Genomic DNA, 18,836 nt, shown 5'->3' with positions numbered 1-18,836 from the left:
TTCATATGACGGTGTACGGCAATGCGGGCCGGCTGCGTGTCGCCCGACTCGATGGCCGCCAAGATCGTGTGGTGCTCCACCTGGACCGCCTCGATGCGCCGATTGGCCTGGCCGGCGTTTCCCTTGGCGCCCGAATTACAGCCAAGGCCACTAGGGTCTGTTACGAAAGTGGATCAAGGTCACGGTAATCGAGTGTGAGGGCTCAGCCGAACTGGCATACTCCGCGCGGTGACAACCCACCACAGCCCCGACCCGGCCCTGATCACCGGCGAACGCGACGCCGAACTCAACGAGCGTCTGACTGCCGAACTCGTCGCCTTCAACACGGCTGCGACAGGTGCGGCCGATCGTGACATGTTTTCAGTCAAGGTCACCGATGAAGCAGGTGAGCTCATCGGCGGACTGGCTGCCTGGACCTGGGGCGGTTTGTGCGGCATCGAACTGCTGTGGGTGCGCGAGGGCGACCGCAAGGATGGATGGGGCGGCAGGATCCTGCATGCGGCTGAGGCCGAGGCCCGGCGACGCGGCTGTGACCGCGTGGCGGTCTCTTCCTTCACCTTCCAGGCCCCAGGCTTCTACCAGCGGCACGGCTATGTCGAGACCGGCCGGACCCTGGGCATCCCCGGCGGACATGCGGACGTGCACATGTTCAAGTCGTTGGCGTCGTGAGCTCACGACGCCGAGCAAGGCGTGAACGCTCGCCTCACAGCCACTCATTGATCGCAGCGATCAGCACGGTGGCCTCGTAACGGACGGCGAGCTTGTCGTACCGTGTCGCCACGGCCCGGTGCCGCTTGAGGCGGTTGATTCCGCACTCGACCGCGTGACGCTCGCGGTAGTCGTCAGGGTCGAAATGCGGCGGCCGGCCGCCGCGGGAGCCGAGCTTCTGGCGGTTGCGCGCCTGGTCGGCCTTGTCGGGGATGGCGCAGCGGATTCCGCGGCGGCGCAGGTAGACGCGGTTTCCGTGGGAGGCGTACGCCTTGTCCGCGCGAACCCGATCGGGGCGGACGCGTGGGCGGCCTGGTCCGATACGGGGCACGTGGACCTTGGCCAGCACGGGTTCGAATTGTGGCGAGTCCCCGCGCTGCCCTGCTGTGATCACGATCGACATGGGCTTCTGGCCCTGCTCTACGGTCAGGTGCAGCTTGGTGGTGAACCCGCCGCGCGAGCGTCCCAGTCCGTGATCGCCGGGCTCGGTGAAGACACCGCCTGGTGGTTCCTTCTGCAGGTCACCCCGCTTACGGGCCCCGGCCGCGTGCTGATGGGCGCGGCACACAGTGGAGTCGACGCTCAGATCCCACGTGATCGCACCCTTCGCGTCGGCCAGGGACTAGAGCCGGGTAAGGATCCGATGCCAGGTGCCATCCCGCTGCCATCGGCGAAACAGGTCGTAGATCCGAGCCCACGGCCCGTACTCGGCGGGCACGTCCCGCCACGGCACACCGGTCCGGACCCGGAACCGTATGCCGTCGATCAGCAGCCGCCGGGACCAGACAGGCGGCCGCCCCGCCTTCGCCCCCTTCGGCAACAACGGCTCCAACATCGCCCACTGACCATCCGTGAGATCTCCCCGACCCATGAACCGTGATCATTTACAGCTCAAGATCAACTTTCGATACGCGGCCTAATACTCCAGTGGTACTTCACCATTCCCGCTGGTCAGAGGCAGTCTTTCAAGCGTAGCGGGCTGACGGTGCCTCAGGGGCCGGTTCCGGGAAGCCGTCGTGGACGGTGGGCCGAGAGGTGCAGGCTCGGGGCATGATGGCGGACTTCGTCACGGGACGCTGGAGTGCCGAACTCGATGACCTGTTCCTGCGGGTGAGCGGACGGTTCGGCCGGGTCGAGGTGCGGCGCCGGATGCGGGATTACGTCCGGGGCCTGCTGGGCCCGGTCTGCCGCAAGAACAGCTGGCAGCTGGCCGAATACGCCGGTCACAACGGCCCGTACGGGTTGCAGCACCTGCTGTCGCGGAGCAGATGGGACCCCGACGAACTCCGGGACGACGTGCAGGAGTACGTGGCCCAGCGGCTCGGCGCCCCGGACGGCGTCCTGATCGTGGACGACACCGGATTCCTCAAGAAGGGCGTCGTCTCCGCCGGAGTGCAGCGGCAGTACTCCGGCACGGCCGGGAGGACCGAGAACTGCCAGATCGGCGTCTTCGCCGCCTACGCCTCCGGACGGGGGCGGGCTCTGGTGGACCGAGAGCTGTAGCTGTATCTGCCCAGGTCGTGGACGAACGGCTCGGAGCGCTGCAAAGCCGCCCGCATCCCAGCCGAACGCGGCTTCGCCACCAAGGGCGAACTCGCCCACACTCTGGTCCTGCGGGCACTGGCCTCGCCGCTGCCGATCGCCTGGGTGACTGCCGACAGTCTCTACGGGCAGGAGTGGCGCTTTCGGCACCTGTTCGAACAGGCCCAGGTCGGCTACGTGCTCGCGGTGCCCAAGTCCCAGCAGATCAAGTCACTGTTCGGGATCTGGCGCATCGACCAGCTCATCCACGACGCCCCCACCGGTGCCTGGCAGCAGCTGTCCTGCGGCAACGGCGCCAAGGGCCCGCGCGTTTACCACTGGGCCGCGGCGAAGCTGCCCGTCAATATCGTCTTCGACCCCGACCCGCCCACGCACGAGCGGTGGGTGCTGGCCCGCCGCAGCCTCAAGCGCCCCGACGAACTCGCCTACTACCTGGCCTACGCGCCCGTCGGCACCACCGTCGAGAAACTGGTCAGCGTTGCCGGCTCCCGCTGGGCGATCGAGGAATGCTTCCAGTCCGCCAAGGGCCAGTGCGGCCTCGACGAGTACGAAGTGCGCCGCTATCCAGGCTGGTATCGGCACATCACCCTGGCCATGCTCGCCCACTCCTTCCTCGCCGCCATGGCCATCGCGGAGATCGAAAGGGGGGCAGCAAAACGACACAGCTGATCTGGCCCCGCTCACCGTGGCTGAGGTCCGGCGCCTGCTGGCAGTTATCGGCCCCCGGCCGGCGCACCCCGGTCTCAGCGCATTGAGCTGGTCACGCTGGCGCAGCGCCACCAGGCCATCGCCCGCGCCTGCCACTACCGCAGACGCACCCGCGCCTGAAGCGGCTTCCCGGAATCGGCAACCTGAGGCACCGTCAGCCCGCTACGCTCGAAGGGCTTCCTCTGACCAGCGGGAATGGTGAAGTACCACTGGAGTATTAGGCCGGCCTCTTCTAAACGATCTTCTCCGACCGGGTAAAGTGACTGTAAAGTCTGAATGTGGCATTTGAGCTGTTCGGATCCCCTTGCGTGTTTGTTCGTCCGGCAGGATTTCCTTATCCCAGGGGTATCGCGGTTGTCCTGTATCGGGGTCCAATGGTGGGAATCGGGCACTTCGCGCCCGCACCGGTCAGACGAGGCACGCAATGGATCCATGGCTGATCTGGTTGATCATCGCAGCTGTGTTGGCTGTGGCGGAGATCGTCACCCTTACTGCTGCGCTCGGAATGCTGAGTGCGGCCGCCTTGGTCACGGCGGGGTCCGCTGTGGTCGGGCTGCCGCTGCCCTTCCAGTTCTTGGTGTTCGCTGTCGTCGCTACGGTCACCGTGGTGTTCGTGCGCCCCGTTGCGCTGCGCCATGTACTCGGGCCCCAAGTGGAGCGGTTCGGCATAGACGCACTGGTCGGCAGGGCTGCCTATGTCGTGTCGGAGGTGACGGGCCGGGATGGCAGGGTCCGTATCGACGGCGAGGAATGGACGGCCCGCGCTTATGACGAGACGCTGGTGATTCCTGCTGGAAGCACTGTCGACGTCATGGAGATCAGCGGCGCCACCGCGATCGTCTATCCCCGGGACTGAAATCATGGACACCTCGGCGTTCCTCATTGCCGGTTTGATCGTCGCGCTGATCGCGGTTTTCACCGTGGTGCGGGCGGTGCGTATCGTGCCGCAAGCACGCGCTCGGAATGTCGAGCGACTCGGCCGCTACCAGCGGACCCTGAATCCCGGCCTCAACCTCGTGATCCCATACATCGACCGCGTTCACCCGGTGATCGACCTGCGGGAGCAGGTCGTTTCCTTCAAACCGCAGCCGGTCATCACCGAGGACAATCTGGTCGTCGAGATCGACACCGTGCTGTACTTCCAGGTCACTGACCCGCGAGCGGCTTTCTATGAGATTGCGAATTTCCTTCAGGCGGTTGAGCAGCTCACCGTCACCACCCTGCGCAACGTCGTGGGGTCCATGGACCTTGAAGTGACCCTCACCTCGCGGGACACCATCAACAGCCAGCTGCGCGGTGTGCTGGACGAGGCCACCGGCAAGTGGGGGCTGAGGGTCAACCGGGTGGAGATCAAGGCCATCGACCCTCCGCAGTCCATCAAGGACGCGATGCAGAAGCAGATGCGGGCCGAGCGGGACAAGCGGGCCGCGATTCTCGGGGCCGAGGGGCAGCGCCAGTCGCAGATCCTCACCGCCGAGGGCGACAAGCAGGCCGCTGTCCTGCGTGCGGAGGGTAACCGTACTGCCGCGATCCTTCAGGCCGAGGGCCAGTCCCGGGCCATCGACGAGGTGTTCCAGGCCGTCCATCGCAACGACCCCGACCCCAAGCTGCTCGCCTACCAGTACCTCCAGACACTGCCCCTACTCGCGCAGGGCCCGGGCAACAACTTCTGGGTGATCCCCAGCGAGATCACCTCCGCACTCCAGGACGTGTCCCGCGCCTTCACCGAGGTGCTGCCCCAGTCGCCTGCCACACGCGACAAGCCCTCGGACGACATGGTTGCCCAGGCCGCCAACGACACGGCTCAGGCGGCAGAAGCCGCGGCCGCGGCCCTCGCCGACGCAGCCAGGGCCGAGGGCATCACCCCCGATTCCCTCCCGTCACACCCAACTCGCTGACGGCGGGCAGCGTCTCTGCCAACGCGACTCGCGCACCGGAAGCCTCCGAGCGGATGACCTTCTGGCAATCGCCTTCGGGGTGCCTGCTGCTCCGGTTGCACGCCGGCGGACCGGGCCTCACCGACCCGCCCGACATCCTCGACCTGTACGCCGTCCAGCCCTCCCGGCGCATACGGGGCACCCTCAACGACTGATGCGCGCTACCGGCGTGCGGCACGGCCGGCCTGCGCACGGAACTGCTGCTGACGGAGGAGCGAGTGGCGGTCCGGCCCGCGGACAGCCCACTCGCCGCCCTCCCTCAGGTCACACTCGCGGACCTCGCCACACATCCGATCGCGCTGAACACCGTGTCCGGCACCACGGCGATGGACCTGTGGCCACCCGCGGCCCGGCCCGCCGCGACCATCGAGGTGACCAACACCGACGAGTGGCTCATCGCCATCGCCGCGCGCCACGCCGTGGGGATCTCCACGACGGCCACTCCCGGGAACCACACGCACCCCTCGCGGGTTTACCGCCCGCTCACGAACACGCGAACGGTCCCCGTCGTCCTCGCCTGGCGCGAGGGACTGGGGCACCCGGCCATCCCGGACCTGGTGGCACTGGCACACGAGATCCTCGCCACGGAGAAGCCCTGAGCCGAACACCCGCGGTCCGGCCTGCGCCCCCCTGCGCCCCCGGTTCGGTCGTCCACGAGAGGCGTGCGGCAGATCGTTCGCCGTACCCGCAGACGGGGGGCGTCGGGCTGTGCGACTGGTGCGGCACCTGGCGGTGTTCGACCACATGGCGCTGTCAGATCGTCGCCGGCGAAGACGGCCGGCGGCGGCTCTACGAGATCCAGCAGGTCGTGGCTGAGAAACCGTGCGGGCGCTCGGACATACGTCCCGTGGCGCACGAGGTCCGGGGCGAACGGCGGAACCGTGTCCTGGAGGGCGGCACGCTAGCCGTGCAGCCGGGTGCGCGGCGAGTGCCTGTGGGCCGGACCCACGAGCGCGGCGACACGACGGGTGCCGCGGCCCGACTGCGGGTGGCCGTACTGCCTCAGCAGACGCCCGACCGTTCCCGCGCAGTCCTCGATACATCCGATCTATCTCGCAAGACCGAGGAGATCGTCGACATGGATACCCTTCCTCGCTGACGATCCTTGCCAGCACTGCCGCCTGGCTACTGCATAACTTCCCCTCAAGGCCGACGAGTTCAGGCCTTCAAGCCGTCCGGAAAGATCCTGCGCCAACTCTTGACGACATCCGATGTTTCTTCTTACGTTACGGCCACTCGCCGACGGTGCGAATGCTCGCGCGGAGATCGGACCGCACTGCACCACCTCCGCGGGCTCGTCTCAGCCCCGCACGGTTCAGCACCGCCGCACCGTTCGCTTCGCCCCGATCGGAGCCCTCCTCATGCGCACGCCCGCCGTCTGTCCGCCGCCCGGGCGGTGGCCCGCCTCACCGCTTGGCGAGGCGGTCGCTGTGGACGTCGAACTCGGCCCTCCTCTGACGGGTGTTCATCTACAGGCCGAAGGACGGCCTGCGGACCTGGACCACACGCCCGAAGTAGAAGTCACGTACACGCTCAAGCCCGCCCGTCCTCGACACCGCCAGGAGCCCTGACCGCCATGTCCGCGCTGAGCCGACGCAGTTTCCTCGCCTCCGCCGTCGCCGTCTCTTCCGCCCTCACCCTCGGCGGCCTCGACTCCGCCCCCGCGCATGCCGCGGCCCCCGCCCACCACCCCGGCCGTGCATGGCTGCGGGACGCGCGCGTCGGCCTGTTCCTGCACTGGGGCATGCGCACCGTCCCCGAGTACACGGACGTCGAGGCGTGGGAGGCCCGCGTCACCGGCGACGGCTGGAGCGCCGACTACTGGGTCGACGAGGCCGTCAAACTGCACGCCTCGTACCTGGTCCTCGCCTCGTTCCACTCCAGGCTCGGCTACGCCCGCACCTGGCCGTCCCGCATCCCCGGCTCGCCACGCACCCGCCGCGACTTCCTCGGTGAACTCATCGACGCCGCCAGAGCCAAGGGCCTCAAGGTCATCCTCTACATGACGGACGACCCCCAGTGGCACGACGACACCGGCCACGAGTACCTCGACTCGGCCGCGTACTCCGCCTACAAGGGCCAGTCGGTCGACCTCACGACGCGTGACGGGTTCGGCATGTTCTCGTACGACAACTTCGTCGAGGTCATGGCCGACTACCCGGACCTCGACGGGTTCTGGATCGACAACGACAACGCGTACTGGGAGCGCAGCGGCCTCTACGAGCGGATCCGACGTGAGCGGCCGCACATGACGCTCAGCAACAACAACGAGGACACGCCGATCATGGACATGGTCAGCCACGAGCAGAAGAGCGGGATGCTCCCGGACTACGACTACGCGGCGGCCACCTGGACCCCGCTGCCGCGCCTGGCGGAAGGCTGCTTCACGGTCGCGGGACGCTGGTGGTACAACGGCACGGACAACGCCGTCGACCAAGCCCTCACCCTCCGCCGCATCATCTCCAACTGCGGTGCGTCGACACGGTCGTTGGTGGCCGAGGGCGCACAGCACGGCGGCCGGTTCCCGGCCAGGACCGAGGCCTTCAACAACGCCGCGAAGACGTGGCTCGACGGCGTGTGGGGCTCGCTTCGGGGGACGGAGGGCGGTGGCTACCTGTACGGCGGGCTGCAGCCCGGCTGGATCCCGGACGGCGGGTTCGTCACCGTCACCGTCGCCAAGGACGACCCGACCACCCAGTACCTGCACATCACTACGCGCCCGTCCGGTGGCGCGGTCAAGGTCCGGGACAACGCTCACACGGTGCGGCGCGTCGAGGACTTCCGCACCGGGCACCGGCTCGCCTTCGAGCAGCGGGACGGATACCTCACCGTCTCCGGCGTCACGCGCTGGGACGCGTACGACACCGTCCTGAAGATCCGCACCGCCCCACGCGGCACCGGCCTGATCCCGTCCGCCGAGATCACGGCGAGCGCGACGAGCACCGCGTCCGGCTTCCCCGCGGCGAACCTGGTCGACGGTGACTTCACGACGTACTGGGACGCGGGCGACACGATCCCGGTGTCGGTGACGCTGGATGTCGGCAAAGTGTGGCCTCTGGCGTATCTGGCACTCCATCAGCGGGAGTGGTCGCCGACGCAGAACCGGGAGACGTTCGGCCGCAAGGAGGACTCCGCCCGCATCAAGGACTACCGCGTCTTCGTCAGCGACGACGGAGTGACCTGGGGTCAGGAACCCGTCGCCGCCGGGGTGTTGGAGAGTGCGAAGGGCGTGCGCTTCATCGACCTCGGAGTGCGCTGCCGGTTCGTACGGCTCGACGTCGACTCCACGTGGGCGGCCGAAACGGTGCCCGCGTACTACCACAAGCTGCGCATCGACCATATCGGCATGGCCACGCACTTCCCGGGACGAGCCGGCCGTGTCTGACTCCGACCCGGCCCGGCACAGATGTGGGGAGCCACGCTCCCGGAGCGGCAGCGCGGAGTGGGGGCCCAGAGTAGACATCGGTTGGATTGCAAAACCCCCGTCGACTGGTCACTTCCAGGGCGTGCTGGTTTGCCAGTGAATACACCGCATTCATCCTACGGATGCACCTAACTCTCGATTCCGATACGTCGGAGGTCTTCCCCTTTCACTCACGGTGCCTGCACCATGCCAGGGAGTTCACAACCAGGATTTGGAGGCATCTACGTGACCGCGACGCCTGGAAGCGGGATCTCTCGAAGAGGTGCGATCGGTACGGCTGCCACGGTCGCCGCGGTGGGCTGGTCGGCGGGGTCCGTCACCGGCTGGGCGGCGCCCAGCAAGAACGGCCGACCGGAGGGACTGCACGAATGGATGGTGAGGGCCGCCGCTCTGCGTTGGCGGCGGATGCCCGGCGACTGGAAGGACGGCCCCTTCCTGGGTAACGGCCTGCTCGGGGTGCAGGTCTACCGAGGTGCGACCGCCAACTCCGTGAAAGTCATGGTCAGCCACAGTCACGTGCAGGACCAGCGGCCACAGTGGCGTGCTCCGTACGGATTCTCCCGGTTGCCCATAGGACACTTCGACCTCACGCTCGCCGGTGAGGTGACCGGCATCGACTGGACCCTGGACCTCTGGGACGCCGAGCTGCGCGGTACGGTTACCACCACCCGTGGCAGCATCCGCTTCTCGATGCTGGTGCACAACGCCCGTACCGCTCTGCTGATCTCCACCCGGCCCAGTGTCGGCGAGCAGGAGGCGGCCTGGTCGTTCACATGGATGTCAGCGACCTCTCCGCGCACGAAGGACAAACCCGCCGACTACACCGGCAACCCCGACCCCACCGTCGGCTCTGCCGGAGACACCGGGTACGTGCAGCAGCCGCTGATCGCGGGCGGAGGGTGGACCACCGCCTGGCGCGAACGGCGCGTCGGCAGCGGCCGGCTGCTGGCCGCGCACATCGTCTACCGCTTTCCCGGGGAACTGTCGCGCACCACGGAGCTGGCCGTCGCCGAAGTGGCCCGCACACTGTCCGCGGACCCGGACGACCTGGTGCGCGAGCACCGCGACTGGTGGCACCGCTTCTACCGGCGCAGCCTGCTGTCGGTACCCGACAAGCGCATTCAGGACTTCTACTGGATCCAGCTCTACAAGGCGGCCTGCGCCACTCGGGCCGGCGGGCCCTCGATGTCCGAATGGGGCCCGTGGTACCCGGAGACGGGCGGCAGCTGGACCGCCGTGTGGTGGAACCTCAATGTGCAGATCGCCACCTGGCTGATCCAGGGGTCCAACCACCTTGAACTCGACTCCGTCACCTCCACCTTCAAGGACTTCGAGGAGTACCTGCCGCTGTCCGTCCCACCGGAGTACCGGGACGGGCAGACCTACGCCCTGGCCCACCCCTCCGACTGGAAGCTCCGCCCCGGCGCCAAGACCGTCGGCATCCCCGGTACGTCCACCAAGACCGACAACAACGGCAATCTCATCTGGGCCATGCACAACGTCTGGCTCAGCTACCGCCACACGATGGACGTCTCGATCGTGCGCGACGTCCTCTTCCCGATCCTCGTCAAGGCGGTGAACTTCTACGACCACTTCCTGCACGAGGGCGGTGACGGAAAGCTCCATCTACCGCTCACCCGGTCTCCCGAGTGGGCCGACGCCGAGGACTGCGTCTACGACCTCTCCCTGCTCCGCTGGGGCTGCGCCACCCTCCTGGACTGCCTGCGCATTCTCCGTACGAACCATCCGCGCGCCGTGCGGTGGCGTGAGATCCTCCAGCGCCTCGTGGACTACCCGCGTGACTCGACCGGGGTCATGATCGGCGCGGGGAAGCCACTCACCGAGTCCCACCGGCACTTCTCGCACATGCTGTGGCTGTATCCGCTGCACGAACTGAGCTGGGACCGGCCGGCCGACCGCGAGGTCATACGGACCACCTTCGACCACTGGGTCAAGGACCGCGGTCTGTGGGCGGGTTACAGCTACGCCGCCGCCTCCTCCATGGCCTCCCTGACGGAACGGCCCGACGAGGCCCTAGACTTCCTCACCTTCTTCACCGGCGGCAACACCATCAACAACGCCTGGATGACCCCGAACACCATGTATGTGGAGGGCGGGAACCTGGCCACGGAGAGTCCGCTGACGGCGGCTCAGTCGGTCCTCGACATGGCCGTGCAGAGCCATGGCGGGGTGGTACGGGTCTTCCCCTCCGTGTCCCGGCGCTGGCCGGACGTCTCAGTCCAGGGTCTGCGCACCCAGGGCGCGTTCCTGGTGGACGCGGACCGCTCGGGCGGCCGGACCCGGTGGGTGCGGGTGCGCAGCCAGGCAGGTGCGCCGCTCGTGCTGCAGCACGGTATCGACGGCGCCGTCGACGTACGGGACGAGCATGGGCGGCGCCTTCGGTACAGGGAGACAGCGATCGGCCGTATCGAGGTTCCGCTCGCCCGGGGAGAAACGGCAGTCGTTCTCCGACGTGGAACCCATGCGGACCTCGGCCCGCGTGACGTACCGGCCGTTGGAGACTCGAAGCCGTGGGGACTGCCGGACTGAGCCGGCGACTCACCGCTCGACGCGTCGAGCGCGTCCAGCAGACACGGGCTCAGTCGACGGACACAGTGCCCACGGTGCCGCCAACTGGTGCTCGCTGAACAGTTCCTCGAGTGCGGCGTGGCGCCGCCGGTATGGCCATGCCACGGTGTCGGTGCCCGCCAGGCGCAGGACGTCGAAGGGCGACGAAGTGGGCAGGCCACTCGTTGGCGAGCCGGGCCGCTGTGGCGCCCCGCCGTTGCAGCTGGCCCTGAAGCCGCTCGAAAGCGAGCCGGCCCGCTTCCCACACCACCAGTTCGCCGTCCATTGCCGTCGCGTCCGGCAGCTACCCGGCGGCGGCTACCACGTCCGGGAAACCCGGCGCTATGTCGGTGCCCCGCCTGGAACGTAGTACCACCCGGCCCTGGTCGACGGAGAACTGCGCCCGCCACCCATCCCACTTCGGTTCACCCGCCCACCCCGGCGGCAGATCAGGGCTGACAACGGGAGCGGCAAGCATCGGGTCCGGCAGCGTCCACGTCACGGCCCATGCCTTCCACCCAGGCCATACGCCACCCGGGTGAGACGTGCGTACCGCCCGTCGCCGATGGGCTGCCGCCCCGACCACGGCTGGTCAGCGCGGGGCCGTCGCATCACCATCCCCCCGAGGTGGATCACGCGCTGCGTTTCGGCTTCGCCGCTGTCTTCTTGGCCGTGGTCTTCTTCTTCGCGGGCAGTTCGTGCACGTCGGCGTCGCCGTCCTCGCCGCGGGAGGCCCGCGCCTTCTTCACGGACGCCTCCAGGGCGCTCATGAGGTCGACGGCCTGCCCGGCCGGCGCCGCCGCTTCCGGAGCCGGGGGAAGTGCGTGCCCTTCCCGTTTGGCCTTGATGGCTTTCGCGAGGGCGTCCGTGTAGTGGTCCACGAACTCGCTGCCCTCCAGGCTGTCGCGGGTCATGTGGTCGATGAGGGCCTGCGCGCCCTCGATCTCGTCCTCCGAGATCTCCACCGCGCCCGGGACCAGTTCCTGGGGTGAGCGGATCTCGTCGGGCCATCGCATTGCGTGCAGGACGATCGCGTCGTCACGGACGCGGAGCAGTCCCAGGCGCTCGCGGCCGCTCCATGCGTATTTGGCGATGGCCACTTTGGCGCTGCGTTCCAGGGCCATCCTCAGCAGCGTGTACGGCTTGGCCGCGACCGGGCCTTCGGCCTGGAGGTAGTAGCCGTCGCCCACCTGGAGAGGGTCGATGGAGGCCGCGGGAACGAAGGCGGCGATCTCGATCGCCGTGGCGGTGGGCAGCGGCATCTCGCGCAGTTCCTCATCGGTCACCGCGATGAGGGTGTCCTTGCTGAGTTCGTAGCCCTTGCCGATCTCGCCCTGGGTGACTTCGCGGTCCTCAAGTTCACAGATCTTGCGGACGCGGACCCGGCCCATGTCTTCGAGGTGGTACTGGTGGAAGCGGATCGAGTGGTCCTCGGTAGCGCTGACCACGTGGATCGGCACGGTCACCAAACCGAACGAAATAGCGCCTGACCATACAGTTCGGGGCACGACGAACCTCCGTGAACGCCCCGAGGCATTCATGTGGGATCTCAGATTCCGTGGCCGAATCTCACGACCGGTGGCCACTCGGTGGCCGATTGGCCACGAATCTGAGACTCACCTCGCTTGAGTGAACCTGTCCCGTCGCATCGAACCGCGGCTTGTCGCACTGCTCTGTGTACCGAACGTGCGGTGCGGGGGCCGGGGCAGGTCTGAGTGAGACCGTGTCCCGGTTTGGGGTGGCTCTTGTCTCGTCAGAGGTGGCTTGTCTCATCCAGTAGACATCGGCGCAGGATCCGGGTGGCGACCTCGCGTGGCTCACCGCGGTGGCCGAGGGGGATTCGGCTGGGTCTCTTCGTGCTTGATCTGCTCGATGGTTGCCTCGGGCAGCCGGGGCTAGGGCCGGAGCACGATCTTGCCGTGGGTGTGCCGCCCTTCCAACTCGCGGAACGCGTCTCGTACCTGCTCCAGCGGGTAGGTGCGGGCGATCGGCACCTCCAGCTCCCCGCGCGCAGTAAGCCGGGCCAGCTCGCCGAGCACGACCGCGCACGCCGCCGCACCTTCTCCGTAGGTTCGCGCCCCCACCCTGGCCGCGGCCTGCCAGTCCCGGATCGTGTTGATCCGCTCGGGCCGCACGCCCAACTCCACTGCCAGCTCCACGTAGCCGTCGCCGAACGTGTCGATGAACGCGTCGACGTTCCCGCCGGAAGCCTGCCGGATCCGTTCGGCGGTGTCTTCTCCGTACTCGACCGGGACGACTCCGCGATCCTTCAACCAGGCGTGGTTCCGCTCGCTCGCCAGCCCGATCACCGTGGCGCCGCGCCGCCGCGCGAGCTGCACGGCAAGAGAGCCGACGCCGCCCGCCGCACCTGACACGACGACCGTGTCCGCCGGTCCGGGGTCCACCGCGAACACGGTGGCGTATGCGGTCGTGCCGGCCACGTACAACGACCCGGCCACGTCCCAGGACAGCCCCTCCGGACGCGAGGTCAGCTGCACGTCGTCAACCACGACGAACTGCGCATGGCTCGCCCTGTTATGGGTGAAGCCCAAGACCTCATCGCCCACCGCGAAGCCGCGCACCTGCGGACCGACCTCCACCACGACGCCGGCCAGATCGCTGCCCTGCCCGGAGGGGAACGTCGCCGGCCATCGTCCGTGCCGCGCGCCCTGCCGGATCATCACCTCGCCGGGCTGGATCCCCGCCGCGCGGACCTCGACCAGCACCTGCCCGGGGCCGGGCGTCGGCCGCTCCACCTCCTCCACCCGCAGTACATCGATCCCGCCGTACTCGTGGAACCGCACCGCCTTCATCGCGTGATCACCGCTCTTCCTCGTTCGGACAAGCCTTGACGGTCACGCCCCGGATGGCTACACATCGACCGCGCCATCGCATTCAACGGCTCAGAACGGAGCTCTCTTCCCAGGATCAACGGTCCGAGAACGTATTTAACGAACGGTGGCATCACTACCGACATGGGGATGCACCGCGACCACCTCGATATGAGCTTCCTCTGCCTGCCGGACGCCGTCCTCAGTGCAGCCGGCAGCGATGAGTGTCCGCGCCGAAGCCAGCCCTCATCGACTGGCCCGGAAACTGCCACCTTCACTGCGAATCCTGGAGCAGACCGTCTCACCATCCTGACGAAGCCCAGCTCAGGAACCACCCGTCTCGTCGTGATCGATGAGACACGCACTCGGCGCCGGCCTCAACCCCTCCGGGGCACCCCACCCTGCTTGCCCCTGGGTCTCAACTCAACCTTTCACCCCACAGGTCAGCAGCCCTGCCCCTGCAAGATCGAATGAGACGGGACAGCCTGTTCACTCATTCGAGTACGTCAGACATGATGTAGACCTCCCCTGAACAGTCTCCTGGTAGCGAGCCTCGTCAGCCACCGGCCGCTAAGGCATGTCCGACTGATCTCTGGTCAAGCAGGTCAGGACGCGCGGAGCGGGAACAACCACGATGCGCAGGGTTACGATCGGCCCGGCGCTACAGCGGTCGCGACTTGTACGCCAGCGCCAGCTGGATGCGGCTCAGATTCGAGAGATCCAGCCCGCTGGAGGCCAGCGACGAAGGTTCGATGATCAGTCGCCACGCCGTTGCGGGGCTCCGCCCCCAGAACAAGCCAGCGCTATTGCCGACCGGCCCACCGAACTCGTCCGCACTGAACGCCGCAGACACGGGAATGCGCCGCGCGGGCGACAACGACTCTACCGTGACGCCGTCCAAGCGTCGGTTCTCAGTGGGTGGTTCGTGAGTCTATGAGTGGTTCTGGTGTCGCCTGATGGTGTGGGCAAAGCCGGAACGTTCCGGTCCGGTGCCGGTGGCCTGCTGGGATCGGTGGGATGAGTGAACGCAAGCCGTACCAGAGCGACTTGTCCGACGAGCAGTGGGCGTTGATCGAGCCGGTGCTCACGGCGTGGAAGAACCGGCACCGTTCCGTGAGCGGCCACCAGGGCCGCTATCCGATGCGGGAGATCGTGAACTCGATCCTCTACCAGTCCCGGACCGGCTGTCAGTGGGCTCTCCTGCCGAACGACCTGCCGCCGAAGAGCGCGACGTACTACTACTTCGCCGTCTGGCGGGACGACGGCACCGACCCCAGTAGATCCATGAACTCCTGCGCTGCCAGGTGCGGGAGAGGAGCCGGCGATTAGAGGACCCGGCCCTGGTGATCCTGGACACCCAGAGTGTCCGGGCGGCCATCGGGGTCCCCGCGGTCACGACGGGCAACGACGCCGCGAAACGGATGCCTGGCCGCAAGCGGGGACTGGCCGTGGACGTCCTTGGCCTGGTCATCGCCGTCACCGTGGTGGCCGCGAGTGTCCACGACAACGCCGCCGGCATTGCTCTGCTCGACCAGGTCGCCGTCGCGGCCGGCGGCTCGGTCAGCAAGGCCCTGGTCGACCAGGGCTTCAAGAAACAGGTCGTCACGCACGGGGCCGCTCTCGGCATCGACGTCGAGATCGTTCGGCGCAACCCTGAGGAGCGGGGATTCGTTCCGCAGCCGAAACGGTGGCGGGTGGAGCAGACGTTCGGGACCCTGATACTGCACCGGCGCCTGGTCCGCGACTACGAACACCGCCCGGCCTCCTCCACCTCACGCGTCTACTGGGCCATGACCCACGTCATGGCCCGTCGGCTCACCGACGCGAGCATGCTCACCTGGCGCGATCCGCAGGTGGTCGGCGCGTGAACCTCAGCCCCCTCCTTCAGGCGCTCGACCTTCAGGAAGACGCAGCCCGGGCCCTGGCCGGCGATCTCCGCACCCAGATCGACACCCTTCAGACCCAGCTTCGAGAGGCCGAACTGCGTCTGGAACACCTCGCCATCACCCGCACGACCATCACCGGCCTCGCCGACCGAATCCCGGTCCAGAGCCCCGACCCATCAAGGAGTCTGGAGCTGCCCGAGCACCCGGACTACCGCGCATCCTCGCCGTCTTCAGCGACACCACGGGCCCGCTGAGGGCCCGCTACCTCTGCCAGACCCTTGACTTCGAGCTCCTGCCGAAACACATCGAACGCACCAGAGCCAAGATGAAACGCCTGGTCACACTAGGAATCCTCACCGAGGCCGAGCCCGGCACCTTCAGCAAGAAGCAGTAACCAAGTCCGGAACGGACATCAACTCACGCACCGCCCACTTAGAGCCTGCTGGTCAGGGCCGCGGCGGTGCATCGCACTTTGCGACTCTGGAGCGCGACATCTTGCCAGTGCGTCGCCGGCCGCCAAATGACCCGCATCGGCGATGGAACCTCAGGTCGGTTGGGTATCCCGATGGCAACGCAGCCGATCGTGCAGCAGCCTCTCCTGCCGATGCGCGGCAGGGTGTGAGCTCCACACTGTATGACTGGGAATGAGCTAGCCATCGCCCGGAGTGCCTAGCAGTATCCAAGCACGCTAGGGAACGGCTTGCGCTTAACCGCCTTACACGGCTACCGAGGGTCTACGAGCAGACCCGTGCCCATCATGAACTAGGGGGACGATGGTGAACGTCAGCAGGAGCGCAACTGCATCTTTCGTCGCAGCAATGCTCGTCAGCAGCGCGCTCGCCGCAGCGCCAGCCGCGCATGCCAAGTCGGCTGGCGGCGTGAGCGCTCAATCCTGCTACGGCAGCGCCAAATCCTTTTCCAAGCCTTCAGGAGACCTGTTCTATCCGCTCACGGGCCACCTGACAGCCACCAGTAACTGTAGTGACATCAACATCAAATCGACCTACAACGTTTACGTCGCGGCGTGCTTCCTCCCAACTTCTGGCGGTGAGTACTGTCAATCGAATTGGACATACGCACCCGGAGGTCAGTGGACCGTAGTCGCGACGGCCGTCCAGGACGGTACACGCTTCTACTTCTCCTTCCGCTCGGCTGCGTCCCACTCAGGGGTCTGGGCAGCCTGATGCCAACGCGCCATGGGCGGGGTTGAGTCCATAGCGAAGGTGTACGGGTTCGACCCGATCCGAGGGTTTGCTCCGAGGCCGGGATGACGCCCGCTTAGATGAACGGCCACCGGCTGATCTTCGAAGTGTCGAAGCCATGAAGGAGATCAGCACGATTACCGCACCGGTGAGAGAGCCACCGGCCAACACGCTCGCAAGGCGTTGTGCACCATTCGCAAACTGCCGTGCTCTGTCACACCTGTGTGCGGGTGTTGTTGAAGCGGACGCCGGTACCCCAGTTCTCCCGGGCGGTGGGGTCTGCCGCACGATCGGGTGGCATCTGAACTGGCTTGCCCTGTGGGGCGGGTGGGAAGGATGTCGCGGTGCCCAAGCCTTATCCGGAAGAGTTCCGCGAAGACGTCGTGCGGGTCGCGAGGAACCGTGGCCCGGGGGTGACGGTCGAGCAGGTGGCTACCGACTTCGGAGTCCACCCGATGACGTTGTGGAAATGGATGCGCCGTGCGGACATCGATGACGGATCCAAGCCCGGGGTGACCAGCCAGGAGAGCGCGGAACTGCGGGAGGCACGTCGGCGGATCAAGCTGCTGGAGCAGGAGAACGAGGTCCTGCGCCGGGCGGCGGCCTATCTGTCGCAGGCTCATCTGCCGGGAAAAGGATCTACCCGCTCGTGAAAGAGCCGGCCGGGGACGGGATGCCCGTCACGGTGACGTGTCGGGTGTTGAGGCTCGCCAGACAGCCCTACTACCGCTGGCTCGACAAGCCGGTGGCCGACGCCGTGCCGGCGGAGGCGTATCGCGCGAACGCGCTGTTCGACGCCCACCTCGAGGATCCGGAGTTCGGCTACCGCTTCCTGGCCGATGAAGCACGCGGTGCCGGGGCCCGGATGGCGGACCGCACCGCGTGGCGGATCTGCCGGGACAACCCCTGGTGGAGCGTGTTCGGCAAGAAGCTCGGCCGGGTCAGGAAGGCCGGCCCGCCGGTGCACGACGATCTCGAGTGAGAGGAGGGCTTCTCTGTGTGGGTGTCCGTATCGAAGGAACCGAGCGTTCATCAGCTTCGGCTCTTTCTCACGCTGAGCGAGGAACTCCATTTCGGGCGTGCTGCCGCGCGCTTGTTCATCACGCAGCCGGCGCTGAGTCAGCAGATCAGGGAGTTGGAGAAACGCTTGGGGGTACGCGTGGTGGAGCGCACGAGCCGGACGCTCACGCTCACGCTCACCGAGGCAGGGCAGGTTTTGCTCCCCGAAGCCCGCGCGGCGGTCGCGGCGGTCGACCGGCTGCGGCGCGTAGCCGACGCGCAGCTGCGACAGGTCTCCGGACGGCTCGTCGTGGGAACCATGGGAGCCGAGGCGTCCATGGCGCACACCCGTGCCGTACTCAGCCTCCTGCAAGACCGCCACCCCGGGGCAACCGTGCGGCTGGTCAACCTCGCGTTCGGCGACCACCTGGCCGCGCTGGCACAGCAGGAGGCCGACGTGGTTTTCGTCCGCCCTCCGGTGACGGACGACATCGAACTGCACCACCTGGCCACCGAGCCACGCGTGGCCTGCCTCTCCACCGGGCATCCCCTGGCGACCCTGCCCCGGCTCACCCTGGCTCAGCTCTCCGGCGTTCCGGTGGTCGACATGCCCGAGCAGGTTCCGCGACTGTGGTGGGACTTCTGGGCGGTCGATCCCCGCCCCGACGGCAGCCGCGTCCGCTACGGGCCGGTAGTCACCGACATGGAATCGTTGCTGCACACGGTGGCCGCCGGAGAGGCAATGTGCTTCCTGCCGAAGGCCGCCCGTGAGTACTTTCCACGCACAGGAATCAGATACATCGACGTGGCCGACCTCACCCCCTCCACATCCGCCCTCGCCTGGCTACGGCGAAGACGTTCCGAATCCACCATCAGAGCCATCCGGCACGCTGCACAAGAAGCCACAAAACAGGGTTACAGCGAAACCATCTGACGCATCTGAGGCTTCGAGGTGCCGCAAATTCGATAGATGGCGCACAGCGCCACCAGTCACGGAGCGTCACAGTTCAGGGGTTCTGGCACAGCTTCTC

Annotated in this window: 13 protein-coding genes and 4 pseudogenes; 13 read left to right on the top strand and 4 right to left on the bottom strand. The window is 67.3% G+C overall.

Going from position 1 to position 18,836, the window contains the following annotated elements:
* The first annotated feature begins 228 nt into the window (after positions 1-228).
* Positions 229-669 (top strand): GNAT family N-acetyltransferase, encoded by a 441-nt coding sequence (locus ACH4YP_RS40340; RefSeq protein ID WP_361062570.1) that lies wholly within the window; start codon positions 229-231, stop codon positions 667-669.
* Positions 670-703: 34 nt separating this feature from the next.
* Here ACH4YP_RS40340 and ACH4YP_RS40335 read toward each other — a convergent pair.
* Positions 704-1,579 (bottom strand): annotated as a pseudogene (locus ACH4YP_RS40335) (IS5 family transposase).
* Between the two features lie 182 nt (positions 1,580-1,761).
* Here ACH4YP_RS40335 and ACH4YP_RS40330 point away from each other — a divergent pair.
* The 7 genes and pseudogenes from ACH4YP_RS40330 (at position 1,762) to ACH4YP_RS40300 (ending at position 10,869) form a co-directional block, all read left to right on the top strand.
* Positions 1,762-2,919 (top strand): annotated as a pseudogene (locus ACH4YP_RS40330) (IS701 family transposase).
* Positions 2,920-3,382: 463 nt separating this feature from the next.
* Positions 3,383-3,814, top strand: coding sequence for an NfeD family protein (locus ACH4YP_RS40325; RefSeq protein ID WP_398496087.1), 432 nt, complete (start codon positions 3,383-3,385; stop codon positions 3,812-3,814).
* A gap of 4 nt (positions 3,815-3,818) precedes the next feature.
* Positions 3,819-4,856 carry an SPFH domain-containing protein gene (locus ACH4YP_RS40320; protein ID WP_361062577.1) on the top strand — a complete coding sequence of 346 codons (1,038 nt, stop codon included), beginning with the start codon at positions 3,819-3,821 and terminating at the stop codon, positions 4,854-4,856.
* A 101-nt stretch (positions 4,857-4,957) separates the two neighbouring features.
* Positions 4,958-5,050, top strand: a pseudogene (locus ACH4YP_RS40315) ((2Fe-2S) ferredoxin domain-containing protein); the annotation flags it as partial.
* 30 nt (positions 5,051-5,080) lie between these two features.
* Positions 5,081-5,494 carry a LysR substrate-binding domain-containing protein gene (locus ACH4YP_RS40310; RefSeq protein ID WP_361062609.1) on the top strand — a complete coding sequence of 138 codons (414 nt, stop codon included), beginning with the start codon at positions 5,081-5,083 and terminating at the stop codon, positions 5,492-5,494.
* A 977-nt stretch (positions 5,495-6,471) separates the two neighbouring features.
* Complete coding sequence (locus ACH4YP_RS40305; RefSeq protein WP_398496085.1) at positions 6,472-8,280, top strand: alpha-L-fucosidase; 1,809 nt, start codon at positions 6,472-6,474, stop codon at positions 8,278-8,280.
* 264 nt (positions 8,281-8,544) lie between these two features.
* Positions 8,545-10,869, top strand: coding sequence for a glycosyl hydrolase family 95 catalytic domain-containing protein (locus ACH4YP_RS40300; RefSeq protein WP_398496083.1), 2,325 nt, complete (start codon positions 8,545-8,547; stop codon positions 10,867-10,869).
* 650 nt (positions 10,870-11,519) lie between these two features.
* Here ACH4YP_RS40300 and ACH4YP_RS40295 read toward each other — a convergent pair.
* The 3 genes from ACH4YP_RS40295 to ACH4YP_RS40285 form a co-directional block, all read right to left on the bottom strand.
* Positions 11,520-12,395: a Ku protein gene (locus ACH4YP_RS40295; protein ID WP_398496081.1), complete on the bottom strand. Its 876-nt coding sequence runs from the start codon at positions 12,393-12,395 to the stop codon at positions 11,520-11,522.
* 387 nt (positions 12,396-12,782) lie between these two features.
* The gene (locus ACH4YP_RS40290; protein WP_398496079.1) at positions 12,783-13,700 is read right to left on the bottom strand and encodes an NADP-dependent oxidoreductase; all 918 of its coding nucleotides are present in this window, start codon (positions 13,698-13,700) and stop codon (positions 12,783-12,785) included.
* A 679-nt stretch (positions 13,701-14,379) separates the two neighbouring features.
* A complete protein-coding gene (locus ACH4YP_RS40285; protein ID WP_398496077.1) occupies positions 14,380-14,619 on the bottom strand; it encodes a hypothetical protein in 240 nt (79 codons plus the stop codon).
* Between the two features lie 116 nt (positions 14,620-14,735).
* On the opposite strand from ACH4YP_RS40285, the pseudogene ACH4YP_RS40280 reads away from it, so the two are divergent.
* The 5 genes and pseudogenes from ACH4YP_RS40280 to ACH4YP_RS40260 all read left to right on the top strand — a co-directional run bounded on the left by ACH4YP_RS40280 (position 14,736) and on the right by ACH4YP_RS40260 (position 18,739).
* Positions 14,736-15,586, top strand: a pseudogene (locus ACH4YP_RS40280) (IS5 family transposase).
* Positions 15,583-15,858 (top strand): hypothetical protein, encoded by a 276-nt coding sequence (locus tag ACH4YP_RS40275; RefSeq protein WP_398496075.1) that lies wholly within the window; start codon positions 15,583-15,585, stop codon positions 15,856-15,858. The pseudogene ACH4YP_RS40280 and the gene ACH4YP_RS40275 overlap by 4 nt, the downstream one beginning before the upstream one ends.
* Before the next feature lie 1,292 nt (positions 15,859-17,150).
* The gene (locus tag ACH4YP_RS40270; RefSeq protein ID WP_398496074.1) at positions 17,151-17,459 is read left to right on the top strand and encodes a transposase; all 309 of its coding nucleotides are present in this window, start codon (positions 17,151-17,153) and stop codon (positions 17,457-17,459) included.
* Positions 17,456-17,788 carry a hypothetical protein gene (locus ACH4YP_RS40265; RefSeq protein ID WP_398496072.1) on the top strand — a complete coding sequence of 111 codons (333 nt, stop codon included), beginning with the start codon at positions 17,456-17,458 and terminating at the stop codon, positions 17,786-17,788. Before ACH4YP_RS40270 ends, ACH4YP_RS40265 begins: the two co-directional genes overlap by 4 nt.
* 21 nt (positions 17,789-17,809) lie before the next feature.
* The gene (locus tag ACH4YP_RS40260) at positions 17,810-18,739 is read left to right on the top strand and encodes a LysR family transcriptional regulator (RefSeq protein ID WP_398496071.1); all 930 of its coding nucleotides are present in this window, start codon (positions 17,810-17,812) and stop codon (positions 18,737-18,739) included.
* Positions 18,740-18,836 lie beyond the last annotated feature (97 nt).

Origin of the sequence: Streptomyces sp. NPDC020747, assembly GCF_044334695.1 — a bacterium.
In the GTDB taxonomy this organism is placed as follows: domain Bacteria; phylum Actinomycetota; class Actinomycetes; order Streptomycetales; family Streptomycetaceae; genus Streptomyces.
Note: the sequence above shows the minus strand (reverse complement) of the source record. Positions and strands in the feature narration are given on the sequence as shown.